This is a genomic window from Eggerthella timonensis (assembly GCF_900184265.1).
Taxonomy (GTDB): domain Bacteria; phylum Actinomycetota; class Coriobacteriia; order Coriobacteriales; family Eggerthellaceae; genus Eggerthella; species Eggerthella timonensis.
On the sequence record NZ_FXXA01000002.1, the window covers coordinates 671,633 to 690,208 of the forward strand.

The following is an 18,576-nucleotide window of genomic DNA, read 5'->3' on the forward strand; positions in this document are numbered from 1 at the left end:
CATCATGAAGAAAAGCAACGTGATCGTATTCGTCCTGCTGGCCTTGGCTTCGGCGTTCTTCCTGTGGCTCTGGTATTTTCTGGGGCTCAATCAGGTGGACGAGCCGCTCGACCTGGTGCTGTCCATCGCGTGGTGGGTGGTCATCGTGGTCGCAATCGCCATCATCGTGAAGATGGAGCGCACGCGCCGACAGCGCGTTCGCACCGTGTACGTGGGCGATCAAGCTACGTTCAACAGCGAGCGGGGCTTGGCTGCCATCGAAGGCTCCCAACCGATGCCCGAGGTGATCGCCAGGATTTTGCAGGACTTGAAGTACGATTTCTCGCGCGAGGATTTTCCCGACAAGGACCGTTTTGCGGTGAAGTACTTCGTGCGGACGAAGAAGTTCGATACTGAGAAGCGCGATGGTGAGGCGGTCGAAGGATCGGATCAAGCGAAGCAGATCGAGCAGAAGACGTGGAAGGGCGAGGTGTTCATCGTCGAAACGAAGGAGGAGCGCCCCTTCGACACGCCCGAAGAGCTGGCTGTCATCTTGGCGTCGCTCGAGCAAGCTGCCTAAAACGAACGGCCCCGGCATCCCGGGGCCGTTTTGCATCATGCGTTCGCGAACGCACGGCGGCTTGCCATCCTGAGCGAAGGCCATAGGCCGAAGCCGAAGGATCCCGCGCGGTCTTGAGGCCGGAAGGTTTCCGGCTGGCGCCGTACGCGATCTCTCGGCTCCACTGCTGCGTCGCTTCACGGCTCCGCCGCTGCGCCGCTTCACGGCTACGCCGCTACGCCGCTACGCCGTTCCGCCGAGGACGGCGAATCCTGAGTGTTTCACGTGAAACAATCGACTCAATGTACTGCGATAATAGAACAATTGTTTCACAGGAAACACTTATTCTTGTCTGCTGAGCTAGTTTCCCCGAGCTTCTACGAACGTTCGGATCACCGAGACGGCGCCCATCGCGTCAAGGTCGCCGGAGTTGATGCAGAGGTCGTAGTTGCGCGCTTGTCCCCAGTTCTCGTCGGTGAAGTAGCGGTAGTAGCTGGCGCGGTTCTTGTCGACTCGCGCGATGCGGCTGCGCGCCTCGGCCTCAGAGAGGTCGTTGCGACGCATGACGCGCGCCACACGCGCTTCCATGGGCGCGCTGACGAACAGGCTGACGAGACCCGGATGGCCGTCCAGCACGTAGTCGGCGCAGCGCCCGACGATGACGCACGGCCCCTCGTCGGCGATGGACTTCAGGATGTCCACCTCGGTTTTGTAGATGCGCGACGCTACCGGATGCTCGATGTCGGTACCGCAGAAGAAGCTGTTGGGATTGAGCAGCAGCGGCCGCATGGGTTTCTCGTCGAAGTCCTCCACCACGTCGCCGCTGAGGCCGCTCTCCTCGGCGATGCGCTTGAGCAGCAGCTTGTCGTAGTACGCGATGCCCAACTCGCTTGCGAGGCGCTCGCCGATCTCGCGGCCGCCGCTTCCGTACTCCCTGCTGATCGCGAAGACGAGATGCTGATCCATGCTGGTCCCTTCCGTGTTCCTGCGGGTTCCACGCGAATGCGTTTTTGCCATTGTACCCTCTTTCTCCGGATTCGCGATCGATCGATTGTGCAGAAATGATAAGGAAACTTATTTTCCAAACAAAGGAGCGTCTCGTTCTGTATACAATAAGGAAACTTACTAATTACTAGGAGATGTGAAAGAGATGGTGCGTGTGGCGAAGACGGATCGGTTGGGGACGGAGCGCATCGGCAGGCTGCTGCTGGAGTTTTCCGTGCCGGCTATCATCAGCATGGTGTTCAATTCGATGTACAACGTGGTGGATACCGCGTTTCTAGGGCAGGCCGTGGGAGAGATGGGCGTGGCGGTTACCACGTTGGCGTTGCCGGTGCAGACCATCCTCATGGGATTCTCGATGCTGGCCGGGCAAGGCGGCAACGCGCTGGCGGCCATCCAGCTGGGCGAGGGTAAGAAGAACCAGGTGGAGCGCACGCTGGGCAACTCGGCCACGCTGTTGGTAATCGTGGCGGCGCTCGTAGCGATAGCGGCGTGCGTGCTGATCGATCCTCTCCTGGCTCTCATCGCGACGCCCGAGAACCTCTGGGCGCCCACCAAGGCGTTCGTGCAGATCGTGTGCTTCGGCTTCGTGTTCCAGTCCGTCGGCATGGGCCTCAACAACTTCCTGCGCACGGCGGGCAAGCCGAACCTGGCGCTGGGCACGATGGTGCTGGGCACGCTCATGTGCATCGCGTTCAACTACCTGTTCGTGCTGGTGCTGGGCTGGGGCGTGCAGGGCAGCGCGCTGGCCACCATCCTCGGCCAGGCCTGCGGCATGGCGCCGGTGGTGTGGTACTTCGTCGCGTCGAAGAACGCGCCGTTCAGGTTGCACGCGCAGTGCTGCGTGCCCGATCTGCGGCTGATGGGCCGCATCATCACGCTGGGCGTCGCGTCGTTTGTGATGCAGGTGGCAACGACCGTGGTCAGCGTGGTGCTCAACCATGTGGTGGGCGTCTACGGGGCGCAGGACCCCATCGGCGTGCAGGGCGCGCTCGCGGCCATCGGCGTGGCGCAGAAAGCCACCATGTTCGCCATCATGCCGCTCGTGGGCCTCATCATGGGCGCGCAGCCCATCATCGGTTTCAACTACGGCGCGAAGCTGTGGTCGCGCGTGCTGTCGACGCTCGCGTGGGCCTGCGCGTGGGGCGTGGGAATCGGCGTGCTGTTCTTCGCGGTGGCGCATCTCGTCCCCGAGCCCATCGTGGCGTTGTTCGGCGTGTCGGGTGAGCTCGAGAGCTTCTCCGTGTGGGCGCTCAAGGTGTACACCATCCTGTTCCCGCTCGTGGGCTTCCAGATCGTCGGGTCGAGTTACTTCCAGTCGAGCGGCCAGCCGTTCAAGGCCGCGGTGCTGGAGCTGACGCGGCAGGTGTTGTTCCTCATCCCACTGTACCTCGTGCTGCCTGGCGTGCTGAGCGCCGTGTTCGGCCTGAGCGGGCTGCAGGGCGTGGTGGTGTGCGTGCCGGTTTCCGACGGTTTGTCCGTGCTGGTGACAAGCGTGTTCGTGGCGCGCGAGGTGCGTGCGTTGACAAGCGCTGCGCGTGATGCGAATATGTTTCACGTGAAACATTCGTTCGCCGAACGAGGCAATCGACGGGAGGCTTTATGCGAGCACGACTGAGCGACGACGCCATCATGCGCGAGCTCGCGCACATGAACCAGGTGCTCACGCGCCGCGCCCGCACGGTGACGGGCGGTCGGGGAGCCACCTTCGTGCTGGCGATATTGGCCGGGCATGAGGAAGCTATGGCCGAGGGCTTCGCCTCGCGCAATTTGTCGCAGGTGGAAATCGCCGAAGCGGTGGGCATGCGACCTCAATCGCTGGGGCCGCTGATCGCGCAGCTGGAGCGCGAGGGCTGCATCGAGCGCTTCACGTATGAGGACGATCGGCGCGCGCAGCTGGTGGCGCTGACCGACCGCGGTCGCGATCGGGCACAGGACGCTCGCACCGGGCAGCGCGCGTTCGCGACCGACATGCTGTCGGCGCTCGACGAGGAAGAACGCGTCCAGCTGTCCGCTATCGTGCAGAAGCTGAACGCGTCCTTGGGGTAGGCCGCGCCCGGAGGGAGGGCGCGGCCGGGGAGGGGGCTCAGCGCAGAGTGCGGGAGCATGGAAAAGGGGGGTGCGCTAGGCCGTGAACGCGGCGGCGTTCTTGCCGGCGATGCGCCCGAACGTGTAGATATCGGACATGGAGCAGGAGCCCAGGCGGTTCGTGCCCATCTTGTGACCGGCCACTTCGCCGGCTGCGTACAGGCCCGCGATGGGCGTCTCGGCGTCGTCGAGCACCTGCGCGTCGGTGTTGATGTGCAGGCCGCCCATCGTGTAGTGCACGGCCGGCTTGTAGGCCATCAAGTAGTAGGGGCCGTCCTCGATGGGGTTGAAGTCGCCGCGGAAGTTGAAGTCGGGGTCGTTGCCGTCCTTGCAGTACTGGTTCCACTTCTCGACGGTCTTCGCCAGCTCGGCGGCATCCACGCCGAAGGGCTCGCACACGGCTTCCAGCGTGTCGCCCTTCACGATGACCTTGCGCGCCTCGAGGTTCTCGTACTCGTCCTCATGGGTGACCAGCAGGCCGGTCTCGTCGGCGTTCGACTGGTTGAACAGCATGTACGCCTTGCCGTCGGTCTGCTCGACAATGGCGTTCGACAGCACGTCGCGGCGGTCGAGCTCCTCGACGAAGCGATCGCCCTCCTTGTTCACCATGATGGCGCGGCTCTCGAGGCGCACGTCGCCCACGTACAGCAGCGAGCCGGTTTCGGGGTCGCACACCGGATAGGTTTGGATGTACTGCATGTCGATGAGGTTCGCACCCGCGGCCTCGCCCATGGTGATGCCGTCGCCCGTGGCGCCCACCGAGTCGGTGGATAGGATGGAGTCGTCCATCGCCGGGTTGTACTTCACGCGCATGTCGATGTTGGAGCCGAACCCGCCGCTGGCCAGCACCACGGCCTTGCACGCGATGGTGGACTCGGCACCGGTGACGTTGTTCTTCACCTTCACGCCGGTGATGGCGTCGCCGCTCTTCACCAGCTCCACCGCGGGCGTGTTCTTCGCCAGCGTCAGCGTGTCGATCTCGCCGGCGCGCTTCGTCAGCTTCGTGGTCATCTCGCTGCCGCTGTGGGTGATGGGGATGATCGAGCGCTTCGTGTTGTGGCCGCCGAACTGCATGAGGTCGTGCTTCCACGAGATGCCGCCCTCGAAGGTGAGCCACTGCGAGCTGTCCAGCGCGCCTTCGGCGATGATCTGCACGAGAGCCGGGTCGCCCGCGTTGTCGCCGCCGTCCAGCATGTCCTTCGCCAGCGCGTCGGGGCTGTCGGCGATGCCCTCCTGCACCTGAATCCAGTTGCCGGGCGCGGCCATCTCACCGCCGGACAGCGCGGTGTCGCCGCCGAACACGCCCATCTTCTCCAGCAACACGACGTTCTTGCCCTCGTTGGCCGCCGTGATGGCCGCCGCGAAGCCGGCACCGCCGCCGCCGATGACCACGACGTCGGTGGACGCGGGCAGCTCGGCCTGCGCAGGCGTGGCCTTGTCGCGCTTCTTCCAGTCGCTCGATTTCTGACCGGCCTGGTCGAGCGCGTCGCTTACGGCGCCGATGAACGCCATGCTGGACAGCGTGGCGCCCGACACGGTATCCACGTTGAGCGTCTGGTTGTCCACGATCAGCTGCGTGAGCTCTTCCATGGCCACGTCGCCCATGCCCGGCGTCTCGCGCGAGTTGAGGACGGTGATGCGGTCGAGGTTGCCGTCGGTGACCATGACCTCCACGTCGAACTGCCCGTGCTTGCCCATGCCCGATCCCACGCCGGCGGAGCTGCCTGCGCCCGAGCCGTTCGACGAGCCCTTCGCGTCGGACGATCCGCTGGGCGCGCACCCGGCCAAAGCGAGCGTGCCGCCCAATGCGGCCACGGCGCCGCCGGTGATGAACTGCCTACGAGAAAAACGTTCCATGATACTTTCCTCCCTTACGAAGCCGGCACCGGCTCCTGCCGCCACCGGATATCCCATGCGCTTACTCCCTGATCAAGCGCTGGTCACAGCCTACCGCTCCGTGTTCTTGCGGCAATTGTCCATCCGGGTTAAATGCTTAACCCGCGCTATAACCCTCTTGCAAGCTGGCCTTTCTTGGGTATCATGGGAGGGCGATTGAGGGGAGGAGCGTGGCTCAGAAAGCGCAACAAGGGTTCGTCGATCGGTGGAAAGCGGTGCTGCTGCGCGTGGCGGCCATCCCTTTCGTGTTCTTCGGCGTCGGGCTTTACCGTGCGTGGCTCGCGACGTTCTTCCGCTACGACGCGTTTCCCACCATCTCGGTGTTCGATTACTTCCTGTTCGAAGGGGCCATCGGCATCGTGTCGTTGGCGCTGGCCTTCGCGGCGCGTCGCGTGACGCCGCTATGGGCGAACCGCACGGCGGTGCTGCTGACGGGCGCGAGCATGGTGGGCGGGTCGGCGCTCATCGTGGTGGCGTGTTTCGCGGTGCCGGTGCCGGCGCTCAAGGTGGCGGGGCTGTTGGCCGCGGGTGGCGGCCTCGGGTCGCTCATCCTCATGTGGGCCGAGTTCTACGGTTCGCTCAATCCTATGCGCGTCGCGCTGTACCACGCCATGGCCATCTTCGTAGGCGAGGTGGTGAAATGGCTGTTCATGGGCATGAGCGTGCCATACCTCGCGTTCTTCTCCATCGTGCTGCCGCTCGTGTGCCTCGCGTGCGTGCGCTCGAGCATGCGACGCCTGCCCGAGCGCGACTTGCCACCAGCCATGAACGAGGGCGACCCGAAGACCATTCCCTGGAAGCCCATCCTGCTCATGGCGGTGTGCACGTTCGCGGGCGGCTTCGGCGCGCTGCCCACGCAGCTGTTGGTGCCGGGCAACGTGGTGGGCGCGATGTTCGTGACGGCGCTCGTGTTCTTCGGCGTGCTGTCCACGGCTCGCTGGTTCAACTTCGACACCATCTACCAGCTCGCGTTTCCGCTGTTCATCGTGGGATTCCTGTTCGTGATGCCCACATTCGGAACGAACGCGCAGATCATGGCGCTGTGCTACGACGCGGGCTACACCATGCTGTCCATGTACATCATGATCGTGATGAGCAACATCACGTATCGGTTCGGCGTGAACGCGGTGTGGATCAACGGCATCGAGCGCGGCATCCGCTACGTGGTGGAGCTGGTGGGATGGCTCGCGTTCGCCGGCGCGTCGGCGAACCTGGGAGCCGAGGCCACATCCGTGCTGTACGGCGGCGTGGCGATTGCGGTGGTGCTGACGTTCGTCGTGATCTTCTTCACCGAGCGCGGTCTGTCGGCGAAGTGGGGCATCGTGCTGAAGGACGACCCGGTGGGAAGCGCGTCCGCGGAGGGGCGGATGTCTATCCGCGTGTCCGACCTGTCGCGCGCGTACAACCTCAGCCCGCGCGAGGAAGAGGTGCTGCAGCTCGTCGCTCAGGGAGACACGGTGGCCGAGATCGAGGACGTGCTGTACGTGTCGCAGGGCACGGTGAAGGCGCACATCAACCATATTTACCGCAAGTTCAACATCCACAGCAAGAACGAGCTGTTCGAGCTGCTCAACGATGTGGAGAAGCCGGTCCGCAAGGGCCGCCCCGCGGGCGGCGAGGGAGCCTGGGAGGACGAGGGCCCGCAAGCGGGGTAGAGGCGGGTTGTCGTCTCCGGGCGAGCGCAGCCCCTGGTTTGTCGTCCTGAGCGGACGCCGTAGGCCGGAGTTGAAGGAGCGTGCGCGGAATCGGTGGATGCCTTCCCCAATTTCGGTTCAGGCGTTCGGACGAGACAAATGTGGCAAGAATTTCGATGTAGGTAAATTTTACGCTGAATATATCGGACGCTCATTTCCTAGAAAACTTGTGACCTGGGTTTATGGCAAATCAGCCAGAAAATGGAAGCTCTCGTTGTCCCAAATGACTTACCTACCTCGAAATTTCTGCCAGAATCTCCCCGCTCCGCTGTTAAACCACCATTGACATATACCCGTACCTCTCGCCGACGGCCCACCTGTTGATGCAGCTGAAGAACGGACGCGGCTCGAGGTGCACCAGCTCCCTCGTGCAGACGTAGCGCCCCGAGACCTCGTGGGAGTACAGGAGCTCCCTGCGGTCCCCGGCGCAGCTCCGGAACTGCTCCCGGTAGCAGAACCAGTCCAAGTAGCGCTGCAGGCGGCGGTTCGACACTCCGTTGAACCTCCCGACGAACGCCTTGAGGCGCGAGTGGAGCGAGTTGACCGCCGCGAGGCCCCTGCCGCCGCGCACCTCGTGGGGCCTTCCCCCGAGCGCCGCGCGGTTGTAGGACCTCCACCCGTCGGTCGCCACCGAGCACCCCGCCGGCAGCTTCGCCCCCAAGACGATCCCGATGTCGGCGGAATCCTCGGCCTCCGCCAGCTCGCAGAAGCAGTCCCCGAGCTCGCTTACCCCGCACAGCACGCAGACTCCTTTCGCCAGCCCCGCCGACCCCGCGTCGTGCCCGGTGCGGTGGGGCCGGCGGCCCAGATCGAACCACCGGCTCCGCGAGTGGTTGCCCGGCATGGACTCGTGGAGGTAGGTGCCGTCCACCTCGAAGGAATCGCCACGCAGGGGCAGGAGCCTGCGCCCCATGACCTCGCAGGCCCGCATCCTCATGAACCAGGCGGTGTACAGGCTCGTCCCGCAGCGGCGGGCCGTCTCCCGCAGGGGCAGCGCGTCGGCCGCGCAGGCCGCGAACTCCATCCAAGCGGCGGGCGGCAGCTTGGACCGGCCCAGCAGGCCGAGCGTCTTCGCCCCGAACGTGCGCCCGCAGCCCCGGCACAGCCAGCGCTGGGAGCCGCCCGCGTCGCGGCCCTTCCGCACGAAGGAGGGGCAGCCGCACCTCGGGCAGCGGTCGGGCTCGCCCCGCCCCGCCAGCGCGAGGTCCTCGGCAATGGCCTCCCTGAGCGCGTCGGCGAGATCCCGCTTCTCGGCGAGGGTCATGTCCTTCACTTGGCCTATAATGCTCATGGCGGGTCCTTTCCCCGATGCTCTTTCGACAACCGCATCGTAGGGCTGGGGACCCGCTTTCCGTGTCCCGGAAAGGGTACTATGTCAATCTTGGTTTAACAGCGGACTCCCCGCTTCCTCGCCAAAACGCCGCCATCGGCGGCTGGCGCCGTGCGGGATCGCCAAAACGCCGCCATAAGTGGCTGGCGCCGTGCAGGATCGCCAAAACGCCGCCATCGGTGGCTGGCGCCATGCGGGATCTTTCGATTCCGCAGTTTCCCTGTCCCGCTCAGGAGGGCACTCCTTCCGGCAGGGCCTCCGCTCAGGATGCCAAGCTCCCCCCCCCAATGCAAGAGCACCCTCTCGGGGTTGCGATCCGAGAGGGTGCTCTCTGCTGTTGCGCGCTTGAGCGCGGAGTGGGTTAGTTGGCCGCGCCCAGACGGTCGTCCAGCGGATCGATGGGCGGGATGTCCCAGTTGTCGCCGGGCAGGTGCGGCGCCATCTCGTCCTCGTTTCCGGCGGCGGCGAGGCGGGCGAAGTAGTCCTTCGTCTCCTTCACCACCACGCCGGACAGCGCGATGAGGGCGATCATGTTCGGCAGCGCCATCAGGCCGTTGAAGATGTCGGCGATGGTCCACACGGCAGCCACGGTCATGTACGGGCCGATGAACACGGCGGCGATGTAGAGCCAGCGGTAGGTCTTCACGGCTTTCATCGAACCGTTGCTGAAGTACTCAAGGCAGCGCTCGCCGTAGTAGTCCCAGCCCAGGATCGTGGTGAAACCGAACAGCACCAAGCAGGCCATCAACACGAATGATACCACTTCGCCCGGGATGAACGGCAGACCCGCCTGGAATGCCGCGGTGGTCACGGCAGCGCCTTCGAGGCCGGGGATCTGGTACGCACCGGTCATGACGAGCGCGAGGCCGGTCATCGAGCACACCACGATGGTGTCCAGGAACGTGCCGGTCATGGACACGAGGCCCTGGCGCACCGGCTCCTTCGTCTGCGCGGCGGCAGCGGCGATGGGGGCGGAGCCCAGGCCGGCCTCGTTCGAGAAGATGCCGCGCGCGATGCCCTTCTGCATGGCGATGATGATGGCGCCCAGCATGCCGCCCGCGGCCGCCTGCAGGCCGAATGCGCTTTCAAAAATGGTGACGAACGCGCCGGGGATCTTGTCGATGTTCGTGATGATGAGCAGCAGCGAGAAGCCCACGTACAGCACCACCATCGCGGGGATGACGCGCTCGGACACCTTCGCGATGCGCTTCAAGCCGCCGATGACCACGAGGCCCACCAGCACGGCCAACACGATGGAGCCGATGACGGTGAAGATGGAGTAGTCCATGCCCAGGATGTTCACGGTTGCGTTCTTCTCGGGGTCGAAGAACCCGGTGATGGCGCTGGAGATGGAGTTGACCTGCGTGAACGTACCGATGCCGAACAGGCCCACGCACATGCCGAAGAACGCGAACACCTTCGCCAGCCAGCGCCAGTTCTTGCCCATGCCGCGCTCGATGTAGTAGAAGGGGCCGCCCAGCACATGGCCGGTCTTCTTGTCGACGCTGCGGTACTTCACGGCAAGCAGGCCCTCGGAGAACTTCGTCGCCATGCCGAACAGCGCTGCCAGCCACATCCAGAACATCGCGCCGGGGCCGCCGGCGACGATGGCCGTGGCCACGCCGACGATGTTGCCGGTGCCGATGGTGGCTGACAGGGCCGTGCACAGCGCGCCGAAGCTGGTCACTTCGCCTTCGCCGCCGGTTTCGTTCTTGATCATGTAGCGCAGCGCGCGCGGCAGCTGCCTGAATTGCACGCCTCGCAGACGCACGGTGAGCAAAATGCCGCCGAACAGGATCAACACCATGAGCGGCACGCCCCAGATGAAGTCGTCTATAGCGACGAGCCCATCGTTGATCATACTAAAAAAGCCTTCCACCAAATCCTCCTTCAGCCTGCGTTACGGGCAACTTCTGCGAAACCCGTATACGACGTGGCTGCTCTGGAGGATGAGAAGGAAAGCATACGTTCATGCTCACGCGACAAGCTGGTTAGCTTTGCTCTGTCCTTTTGCCTGAGAGTTTCGGCGGCATCTCCTTCGCGGCGATGCGCCTTGCCCCTTCGGCACCCGATCCGATGGCCGGGATTCTCCAGAGGCCCCTTCCGCGCCCTGTTTCTTTCGATCCAGGACGTATCAACGGGGTGACGCTATGAAATTGTGCAGCTGATTGTAGCAAGGAACGCTTCCGTTGTTAAGCCGTTGTTTGACATTTCTGAAAATGGGGATTGTGGCGGGACGGTTTCGGCATCGCTACGAACGGTGCACCGTTCGAACGTCTCAGCTGCAGATGGAAGCGTCCTCCGTATTGTTGCGGCCAATACATCATTTCATACACGAGGAGGTCCTCTATGGCTCCCCAGCCGACTGTTCCCACCTGTCCGCCTTCGCGCGCGGGTCGATTGCGCGCGTTCTTCGTGCTGATGGGGTTGGTCGTTCTCTGCCTTCTGGCGTTTCGCTCGCCGGCGTTCGCCGAGGAGGCGACGCCCGACGTCGCCGACGACGCTCCCACGCCGCGCGCGGCTATGGACGTCACCAGCAAGGTGTCGATCGACGGCATCAAGTTGCAGAAGAAATCGGGCAACACCTGGCAGGACATTCCCGATGGAACCACGCTGACCAGCGGCGCGTACGTGCGCATCTACATCGACTGGAGCATTCCCGACATGACCGATGTGAACGCGAACGATACGTTCACGTTCACCATCGACGGCGAGAATCACTTCATTGCCAGCGACTTCGGGCCGGTCAACCTCGTCGATCCGGGGACGTCGAAGGTTATCGGGTCGTACGTAGTCAACGGAAACCGCGACGCGAACGGCAGCATGATCCCCAATAAGCAGATCACCATCGTCACAACGCTTTCAGCCGAGGGCGCTGAATTCCCGTCGCTGCACAACGGGTTCTATTCGCTTGAGGGCTACGTGACCGGCACGGGCAGCGACATCGTGTTCGAAGTGAACGGCAAGCTGCTGCCGTCCATCAACGTCGAGCCGTCTACGCCAACGCCGCTGCCTGGAACGCCGTTGCTGAAATACGGCTCGCAGGTTGCCGGCCAGAACCAGATCGTGTGGAACATGGGCGTGAACCTGGACAACATCGTGAACGCGTATGCGGACTACGCAGCCGGCGGTTCGACGCCCTCGCCGCAACAGCGCGACCTCCTGTTGACCGACGAGTTGAAGGGCGGCCAGGCCATCACGTCGAGCGGGGTGGTGGTGTACATGCCCGTCGTGGCCACGACCGATGCGGGCGAGGCTCAGACCGAGCAGTACGCGGCGTATCCCATCACCGACTTGTTCACGTTGGTTGACAAGTCGGCGGCCGACGGGTTGACGCAGGAGGAATTTGCCGCGAGCGTGAGGACTGCGGACGATCCCACCATCGGCGTATGGGAGAATCGCGTGGTGTACATCGGCTTCGGCGACGTGCCCTCGGGCGACGGCACGAGCGCGCTCAACATCCGCAATATTCTGAACGGCCAAGGCGAACTGGGCCTGTCGCAGCTGCTCGACCAGAAGGGCGTCACCCAAACGCAGAAGGATATCATCATGAAGTACTTCAGCGCGTCGGGTCCGAACGGAGGCGACTTCACATCGTTCATCGTGGAGCTGCGCACCGATGCGTCCGAAACCGGGCAATACGACAACACCGCCACGCTCACGTACGGCGACAGCTCGTCGGAGGAGTCGTCAACGGGCGCCTACTTCACGGTGATCTCGGGCGGCGTGGAAGTGAAGGACGGCAAGGCCGTGCTGACGAAGGTGGATGCGGGCGACGCCGGCATCGTGCTTCCGGGCGCGGTGTTCAAGTTAGAGAAGATGCAGCCCGACAACTCGTGGGCAGCGGTAGCCGGATCCGAGCGCTTGACGACGGACCCCAACGGCCTGGTCACGGTCACGGGGCTGCTGCTGGGCCAGTACCGCTTCGTCGAGCTGGAACCGCCGACGGGCTACATCATGGAATCGGAACCGGTGGAGTTCGCCATCACGTCGGCCACGCCGAACCACACGGTGGCCGTGACGGCTAAAAACTCGAAGAGCCCCGTGCTGGGCAAGGCCGTGCTGACGAAGGTGGACGCCGACGCGCCGGGAACGGTGCTGCCGGGCGCGACGTTCAAGCTGGAGGAGCGCGCCGGAGATGGCTCGTGGGTCGACGTTCCCGGGTACGACGCGTTGGTGACCGACGGGAACGGCCTGATCACGGTCGACAATCTGACGATGGGCACGTACCGCTTCGTGGAGGTGTCGGCCCCCGAGGGCTACGAGCTGGAAACCGAGCCGGTGGAGTTCACCCTGGCCGAGGACACGCCGGGGCTGGAGGCGGCCGTGACGGCTACGAACGTCAAGAGCCCCGTGTTCGGCAGCGCCGTGCTGACGAAGGTGGACGCCGATTCGCCGTCGACGGTGCTTCCCGGCGCGACGTTCAAATTGGAGCAGCGGCTCGCCGACGACTCCTGGGAGACGGTTCCGGGCCATGACGCGCTCGTGACCGACGGCGACGGCCTGATCGAGGTCGCGAACCTGCCGGTCGGCTCCTACCGCTTCGTGGAGACGGCCGCCCCCGAGGGCTACGTGCTGGACGGGACGCCCCGCGAGTTCGCCATCGACGCGGCCGCCCCAGCGCCCATCGTCGTGAACATCACGGCGGAGAACGCCAAGGAGCCGCCGGTGGGCAAGGTGGTGCTCACGAAGGTCGACGCCGATTCGCCGACGACCGTGCTGCCGGGCGCCGTGTTCAAGCTCGAGGCCCAGACGGCCGACGGCTGGGAGCCGGTGGCGGGCTCCGAGAGCCTGACCACCGACGGGAACGGCCTGATCACGGTGGAGGATCTCCCGATGGGGACGTACCGCTTCGTCGAGGTGTCGGCCCCCGAGGGCTACGAGCTGGAAACCGAGCCGGTGGAGTTCACCCTCGCCGAGGACACGCCGGGGCTGGAGGCCGCCGTGACGGCCACGAACAAGAAGACCCCGGTGCTGGGCGGTGCGCAGCTCACCAAGGTGGACGCCGACGATCCTGCGACCGTGCTGCCCGGTGCGACGTTCAAGCTCGAGCAGCGCCTCGCCGACGACACGTGGGCCGTGGTGGTTGACCACGAAGCCCTGGTGACCGACGAGCAGGGCATCATCGAGGTCGCGAACCTGCCGGTCGGCTCCTACCGCTTCGTGGAGACTTCCGCCCCCGAGGGCTACGTGCTGGACGGTACGCCGGTGGAATTCACCGTGGCGGTGGGGCAACCGTCGAAAGCCGAGCTCACGATGGAGAATGCTCTCGTGCCGCCTGACCCGGTCGACCCGGTCGATCCGACGGATCCCACCAACCCGACGAACCCCACGAATCCCACGAATCCCACGACGCCGGGCAACCCGTCGACTTCTAATCCGCCGAGCAAGATTTCGTCCGTAGCCTCGATTGCGCGCACGGGCGACGGGCTCCCGCTTGCGGTGGCGGGGGTGGTGGGCGCGCTCGCGCTCGGCGCGCTTGCAACGGCGCTGCTGGCGGCGCGCCGCCGCGCTCGGCGCCGTTAGTTGCTGGCCGAGAAGTTGTCGGCGTTCTCCTTGAGCTTCGCCAACACCGTGACGAACGTGTCGAGATCCGCCTGGTCGATGCCCTCGATCAGGCGGTCCGCCGCGTCGACGGTGATCGGCTGAACGGTCATGACCAGCTCATGCGCTTTGTCCGTCACCGAGATCGCATGGGCGCGGCGATCTGACTTGTGCTGCTTGCGCACTACCAGACCCTTGCGCTCGAGCGTGTCAAGGTAGCGCGTGATGGTGGCTTGCTCCTTGCGCGTGCGTTCTGCCAGCTGCTTCTGCGATAGCTCGCCCGCGCTGTCCAGCTGGTTGATCAGGTTCCACTGGCCCGGCGTGATCTCGTAGGGCTTCAGGGCGGCTTCCAACGATTTTGCGATGGCGCGTTGGGCGTCGTATACGAGGAATCCGATGAGGCTGTTATGCTTGTTGATCATACTTGACCTGCTTCTGGCATGTCGCGCGGAGGTGGGGAGGGGCGAGCGGAACATCCGCACGCTGCGCTGGCCACGCTGAACGGCGATAAGGGCATTAAAGTACCTGCTCAATTAATCACAACTGACAATAATCCGTCAACTTCTTTGCGCCCCGTGCGCCCAAAAACCACGCCGCCGGTACACGCTCCCTTCATCCGTCGAAGCAAGACGGAAGGCGCGGTCTGCGCATCGAGCCTTGCTCTTTGGTGGGCGCAAATAGGCACCCATGACAATTCGGGCGCATGTTTCATATGCTGCGATCTTCCAGTAGCGAAAGAAACACCAGGTGATGCAATTCTCGCGCGCTGACCGCGATGCTGTATGGGCTTCAAAATTGTCATAGGTGCCACTTTGCGCCCATGTTGCCAACGCTCCGCTCCTTCAGGCTAACAGCCGGGATGTTTCACGTGAAACATCCGTACGCTTCCCGTTTTTGAGCGCAGGGTGGTGCTTGCGAGCCGGCGGTTCGCGATCGACGGGGGGCGTGCACAGGCACGGCTCGCGACCGGCACGGCAGGCGCGGGGTTCGGCAAGCGTTGCGCGTTGGCTCGCGATCAGCGGGACGTGTGTTGCGCTCCCGCGGCACGCGATCGGCGCGGCAAGCGTTGCGCGTCGGCTCGCGACCGGCGCGGCATGCGTTGCGCGCCCGCAGCTCGCGACCGGCGGGACGTGTGTTGCGCGTCTGCGGCAAGCGATCGGCGCGGCGTGCACAGGCGCGGCACGCGACAGGCGCGGTGCTTGCAAGACGCGGAGCGAGGTGCCCCCCGCGTCTCTGCGCCACAGGGAAGAGAGCGCGGGTCGCCCATTCGGCGTCACCTGTATGGCAGAGTCGGATGTTTCACGTGAAACATCTGTGCGGTTTTACCTGTTCGCTACAGTTAACTCAATTTCTTCCTCGTGCTCACGACTATTCTTTATAAAGATAGCTAAAAGTCATTGCACTAATAATATCAGATGATATAGTTAGCCATGCAAGTAATAGGGGAACGAGCGAGGGAACTTGCAGTGCGGGGGCGCTTCGAAGGGGGATTTCTTCAACGGCGCATCTTCATCGAACCTTTCCAACTCTCCGACCCCTACATGCAGAGTGAGGCAAAAGGAGGAGAGATGTCACTAAAGATGAGCCGCCGAGGCTTCGTGAAGGCTTCGGCCGTCGCGACCGCTTCGACGCTGCTGCTCGGCGCGTCGGCCACCACCGCCGCAGCCGACGAGGCAGCGGGCGCAACCACCTCGTCCGACGACGTGAAGATCATCCCGAGCGCGTGCCGCCAGTGCTACGGCCGCTGCGCGTTGTTCGGGCACGTCAAGGACGGACGCCTCGTGAAGATCGAGGGCAACCCCGACCTCTTCAGCGAGGGCACGCTGTGCGGACGCTGCTTCGCCATCCCGCAGGAGCTGTACAACCCGCTGCGCGTGCGCTACCCGCAGAAGCGCGTGGGCGAGAAGGGCTCCGGCCAGTGGAAGCGCATCACGTGGGAAGAGGCCTATCAGGAAGCGGCCGACCGCTTCACGAAGATCGGCGAGGAGCACGGCTGGCACACCATCGCGCACCAGTACGGAACGGGCCGCGACATGCTGCAGTTCCAAGCCATCAACAAGCTGTGGCTCGAGCTGGGCTCCACGGCCACGTTCGGCGTGGGCAACCTGTGCTGGGTGGGTTCGTACTTCTCCAGCCAGCGCCTGTACGGCGACGAGACGCAGTACACCGGCTGGGACGGCAACAACACGGATTGCATCCTCATCTGGTGCCGCCAGGAGCGCAGCCGCGGCTACTACGACTGGCTCACCGTCAAGCGCGCGCAGGAGCGCGGCGCGAAGGTCATCTGCGTCGACCCGCGTTTCACCTGCACCGCTTCCAAGGCCGACATCTGGCTGCCCATCCGCCCCGGCTCCGACATGGCGCTGGTTCTGGCGTTCATCAACGAGATCATCAAGTCGGACAAGTGCGCCACCGAGTTCGCGCGCATGTACACCAACGCCCCGTTCTTCATCGACGAGAAGGATGCCGACGGCAACGGCACGGGCTACCAGCTGCGCGAGTCGTACCTCAAGGAGGACGGCAACGAGGAGCTGTACGCCGCGTGGGACGAGAACAGCGACCAGCTGATCTTCTGGTCCGGCGACTGGCAGAACGCGAAGGGCGTGGGCGGTCCGAAGGCGTTCCAGTGGCTCGACGCCGAAGGGAACATCGTGGCCGATGCGAAGCCCGCGCTGTCCGGCAGCCATGAGATCAACGGCAAGACCTACCGCACGAGCTGGGACATCCTCGTCGAGCACGTCACGCCGTGGACCGTCGAGCGCGCCGCCGAGTTCTGCGAGCTTCCCGAGGACAAGATCAAGGAAGCCATCCAGGCCTACATCGACGCTAGCCCGCACGCGTGCTTCACGCGCGGCCAGAAGGTGGAGTTCTCCATCAACACGTCCGGCATCTCCCAGGCGTTCACCATCATGATGGCCCTTGCTGGCAACTTCGACTCGAAGGGCGGCCAGAACATCGGCCGCGAGCCCGCCACCGGCTACGACTCCTTCATGTTCGACGTCGTGCCGAACAAGGAAGGTCGCATGGGCCAGCGCCGCAAGGAAACGGCCATGAACATCAAGCAGCTGTCCGTGTGCCAGAACACCGGCTACCAGGACATCCTCGTTGCCGACGATGCCACCGGCGAGCTCAAGCAGACGAAGCAGAACTCCGGCGGCCAGGTCATCTACGGCCAGCAGGGCGGCTTCGGCGCGGCCACGACGAAGGCCATGGCGAAGGGCGACCCGTTCCAGATCTACGGTTACTGGCAGCAGACGTCCGAGCCCATCCTCTCCATCGAGGGCGGCCACGAAATCGTGGAAGGCTTCAAGAACCTCGACTTCTTCGTGAACGTCGACCTGTACATGACGCCGTCGGGCGAGCTGGCCGACATCATCCTGCCGGCAGCGCATCCCAACGAGGTCGACCGCGTGGAGTGGGCTCACTCCGGCCACGGCTATCCGACCAGCCACACGTACCTCATCCGCCAGCCGTTCCACGAGCCGCTTGGCGAGTGCCGCGACGACATGGACATCTGCTTCGAATTCGCGAAGTACATGGACGTGGACATGTACTGGAAGGACAAGTACGAGTTCTTCGATTACATGGTGAAGGGCCCCGAGACGCTTCCTCCGCAGCTGAGCTGCGCGAACTTCGAAGAGTTCCGCGAGCGCGTCAGCGTGACCGGCGTGGAGATGGCAACCGTGAAGAACGCGCCGAAGTACGAGACGGGCTTCATGCGCAAGACGAGCGACTTCCGCCCCGGCTTCAACACCATGTACCGCGGCAACAAGATGGGGTCGGTCTACCGCTTCCCCGGCGCGAAGAAGCCCGACGGCACGGTGATCCCGCCGCATCCGCAGTCCGACAACGGCAAGATGGAGATGTGGTCCGAGGACCTGCTGCTGTACGGAAACGGCGCCCTGCCCATGTACATCGAGCCTCCCATCACGAAGCTGTCGCGCCCCGACCTGTTGGACGAGTACCCGTACACGCTCATCACGGGCGGCCGCAGCCACGCGTTCTTCCACACCGAGTACCGCAACAGCCCGTGGATGCGCGAGGTGCACATGTTCCCGACCGTCGACATCAACCCTGCCACCGCTGCCGAGCACGGCATCGAGCAGGACGACTGGGTGTACATCGAGACGTACGTGGACAAGATCAAGCAGCGTGCGAATCTCACCGAGGCCATCAAGCCGGGCATGATCCACGTCGAGCACGACTGGTGGTTCCCCGAGCGCGAGGCCACCGACGACCTGCACGGCGCGTTCGACTCGAACTGCAACGTGCTGTTCGAGAACAACGGCCCCTACGACCCCGCCGTGGGCACCGACAACTTCGGCGGCCTGTGCAAGATCTACAAGGCCGACGACGGCGCGCCGAAGAACATCTGCATGAATTCGGAAGACCTCAAGATATTCCTGCCGCTGACCGCCGACCAGCTGGCCGCCGATGACCAGCAGAACGGCGTCACGCAGGTGACGAAGGGGGGTGCGAAGTAA

At 64.2% G+C, this 18,576-nt stretch carries 11 protein-coding genes and 1 riboswitch; of the genes, 6 read left to right on the forward strand and 5 right to left on the reverse strand.

Features of this window, described 5'->3' with window-relative positions; all coding sequences use genetic code 11:
* Positions 1 to 4: 4 nt before the first annotated feature.
* The gene (locus C1A15_RS02900) at positions 5 to 559 is read left to right on the forward strand and encodes a hypothetical protein (protein WP_101721177.1); all 555 of its coding nucleotides are present in this window, start codon (positions 5 to 7) and stop codon (positions 557 to 559) included.
* A gap of 339 nt (positions 560 to 898) precedes the next feature.
* Here the strand turns inward: C1A15_RS02900 and C1A15_RS02905 are convergent, their stop codons facing one another.
* Entirely contained in the window at positions 899 to 1,504 is a 606-nt protein-coding gene (locus tag C1A15_RS02905) for a cytidylate kinase-like family protein (protein ID WP_101721178.1), read from the reverse strand.
* A 193-nt stretch (positions 1,505 to 1,697) separates the two neighbouring features.
* On the opposite strand from C1A15_RS02905, the gene C1A15_RS02910 reads away from it, so the two are divergent.
* On the forward strand, positions 1,698 to 3,158 hold the full coding sequence (locus C1A15_RS02910) for an MATE family efflux transporter (RefSeq protein ID WP_245864888.1): 1,461 nt from the start codon (positions 1,698 to 1,700) through the stop codon (positions 3,156 to 3,158).
* On the forward strand, positions 3,143 to 3,589 hold the full coding sequence (locus tag C1A15_RS02915; protein ID WP_101721179.1) for a MarR family winged helix-turn-helix transcriptional regulator: 447 nt from the start codon (positions 3,143 to 3,145) through the stop codon (positions 3,587 to 3,589). The genes C1A15_RS02910 and C1A15_RS02915 overlap by 16 nt, the downstream gene beginning before the upstream one ends.
* Before the next feature lie 75 nt (positions 3,590 to 3,664).
* On the opposite strand, the gene C1A15_RS02920 is transcribed toward C1A15_RS02915, so the two are convergent.
* Positions 3,665 to 5,485, reverse strand: a complete 1,821-nt coding sequence (locus C1A15_RS02920; RefSeq protein ID WP_101721180.1) for a flavocytochrome c — start codon at positions 5,483 to 5,485, stop codon at positions 3,665 to 3,667.
* A gap of 209 nt (positions 5,486 to 5,694) precedes the next feature.
* Here C1A15_RS02920 and C1A15_RS02925 point away from each other — a divergent pair, with 209 nt between their 5' ends.
* Positions 5,695 to 7,179 carry a helix-turn-helix transcriptional regulator gene (locus C1A15_RS02925; RefSeq protein WP_101721181.1) on the forward strand — a complete coding sequence of 495 codons (1,485 nt, stop codon included), beginning with the start codon at positions 5,695 to 5,697 and terminating at the stop codon, positions 7,177 to 7,179.
* 310 nt (positions 7,180 to 7,489) lie between these two features.
* Here C1A15_RS02925 and C1A15_RS02930 read toward each other — a convergent pair whose 3' ends face one another.
* Positions 7,490 to 8,509, reverse strand: a complete 1,020-nt coding sequence (locus C1A15_RS02930; RefSeq protein ID WP_101721182.1) for an IS1595 family transposase — start codon at positions 8,507 to 8,509, stop codon at positions 7,490 to 7,492.
* A 400-nt stretch (positions 8,510 to 8,909) separates the two neighbouring features.
* A complete protein-coding gene (locus C1A15_RS02935) occupies positions 8,910 to 10,427 on the reverse strand; it encodes an alanine/glycine:cation symporter family protein (protein WP_483863809.1) in 1,518 nt (505 codons plus the stop codon).
* Between the two features lie 113 nt (positions 10,428 to 10,540).
* A riboswitch (glycine riboswitch) is annotated at positions 10,541 to 10,652 on the reverse strand.
* A gap of 245 nt (positions 10,653 to 10,897) precedes the next feature.
* On the opposite strand from C1A15_RS02935, the gene C1A15_RS02940 reads away from it, so the two are divergent.
* Positions 10,898 to 14,074 (forward strand): MSCRAMM family protein, encoded by a 3,177-nt coding sequence (locus tag C1A15_RS02940; RefSeq protein WP_101721184.1) that lies wholly within the window; start codon positions 10,898 to 10,900, stop codon positions 14,072 to 14,074.
* Here the strand turns inward: C1A15_RS02940 and C1A15_RS02945 are convergent.
* Positions 14,071 to 14,514: a MarR family winged helix-turn-helix transcriptional regulator gene (locus C1A15_RS02945; protein WP_101721185.1), complete on the reverse strand. Its 444-nt coding sequence runs from the start codon at positions 14,512 to 14,514 to the stop codon at positions 14,071 to 14,073. The two genes, C1A15_RS02940 and C1A15_RS02945, sit on opposite strands and share 4 nt — an antisense overlap.
* A gap of 1,146 nt (positions 14,515 to 15,660) precedes the next feature.
* On the opposite strand from C1A15_RS02945, the gene C1A15_RS02950 reads away from it, so the two are divergent.
* Positions 15,661 to 18,576 carry a molybdopterin-containing oxidoreductase family protein gene (locus C1A15_RS02950; RefSeq protein WP_101721186.1) on the forward strand — a complete coding sequence of 972 codons (2,916 nt, stop codon included), beginning with the start codon at positions 15,661 to 15,663 and terminating at the stop codon, positions 18,574 to 18,576.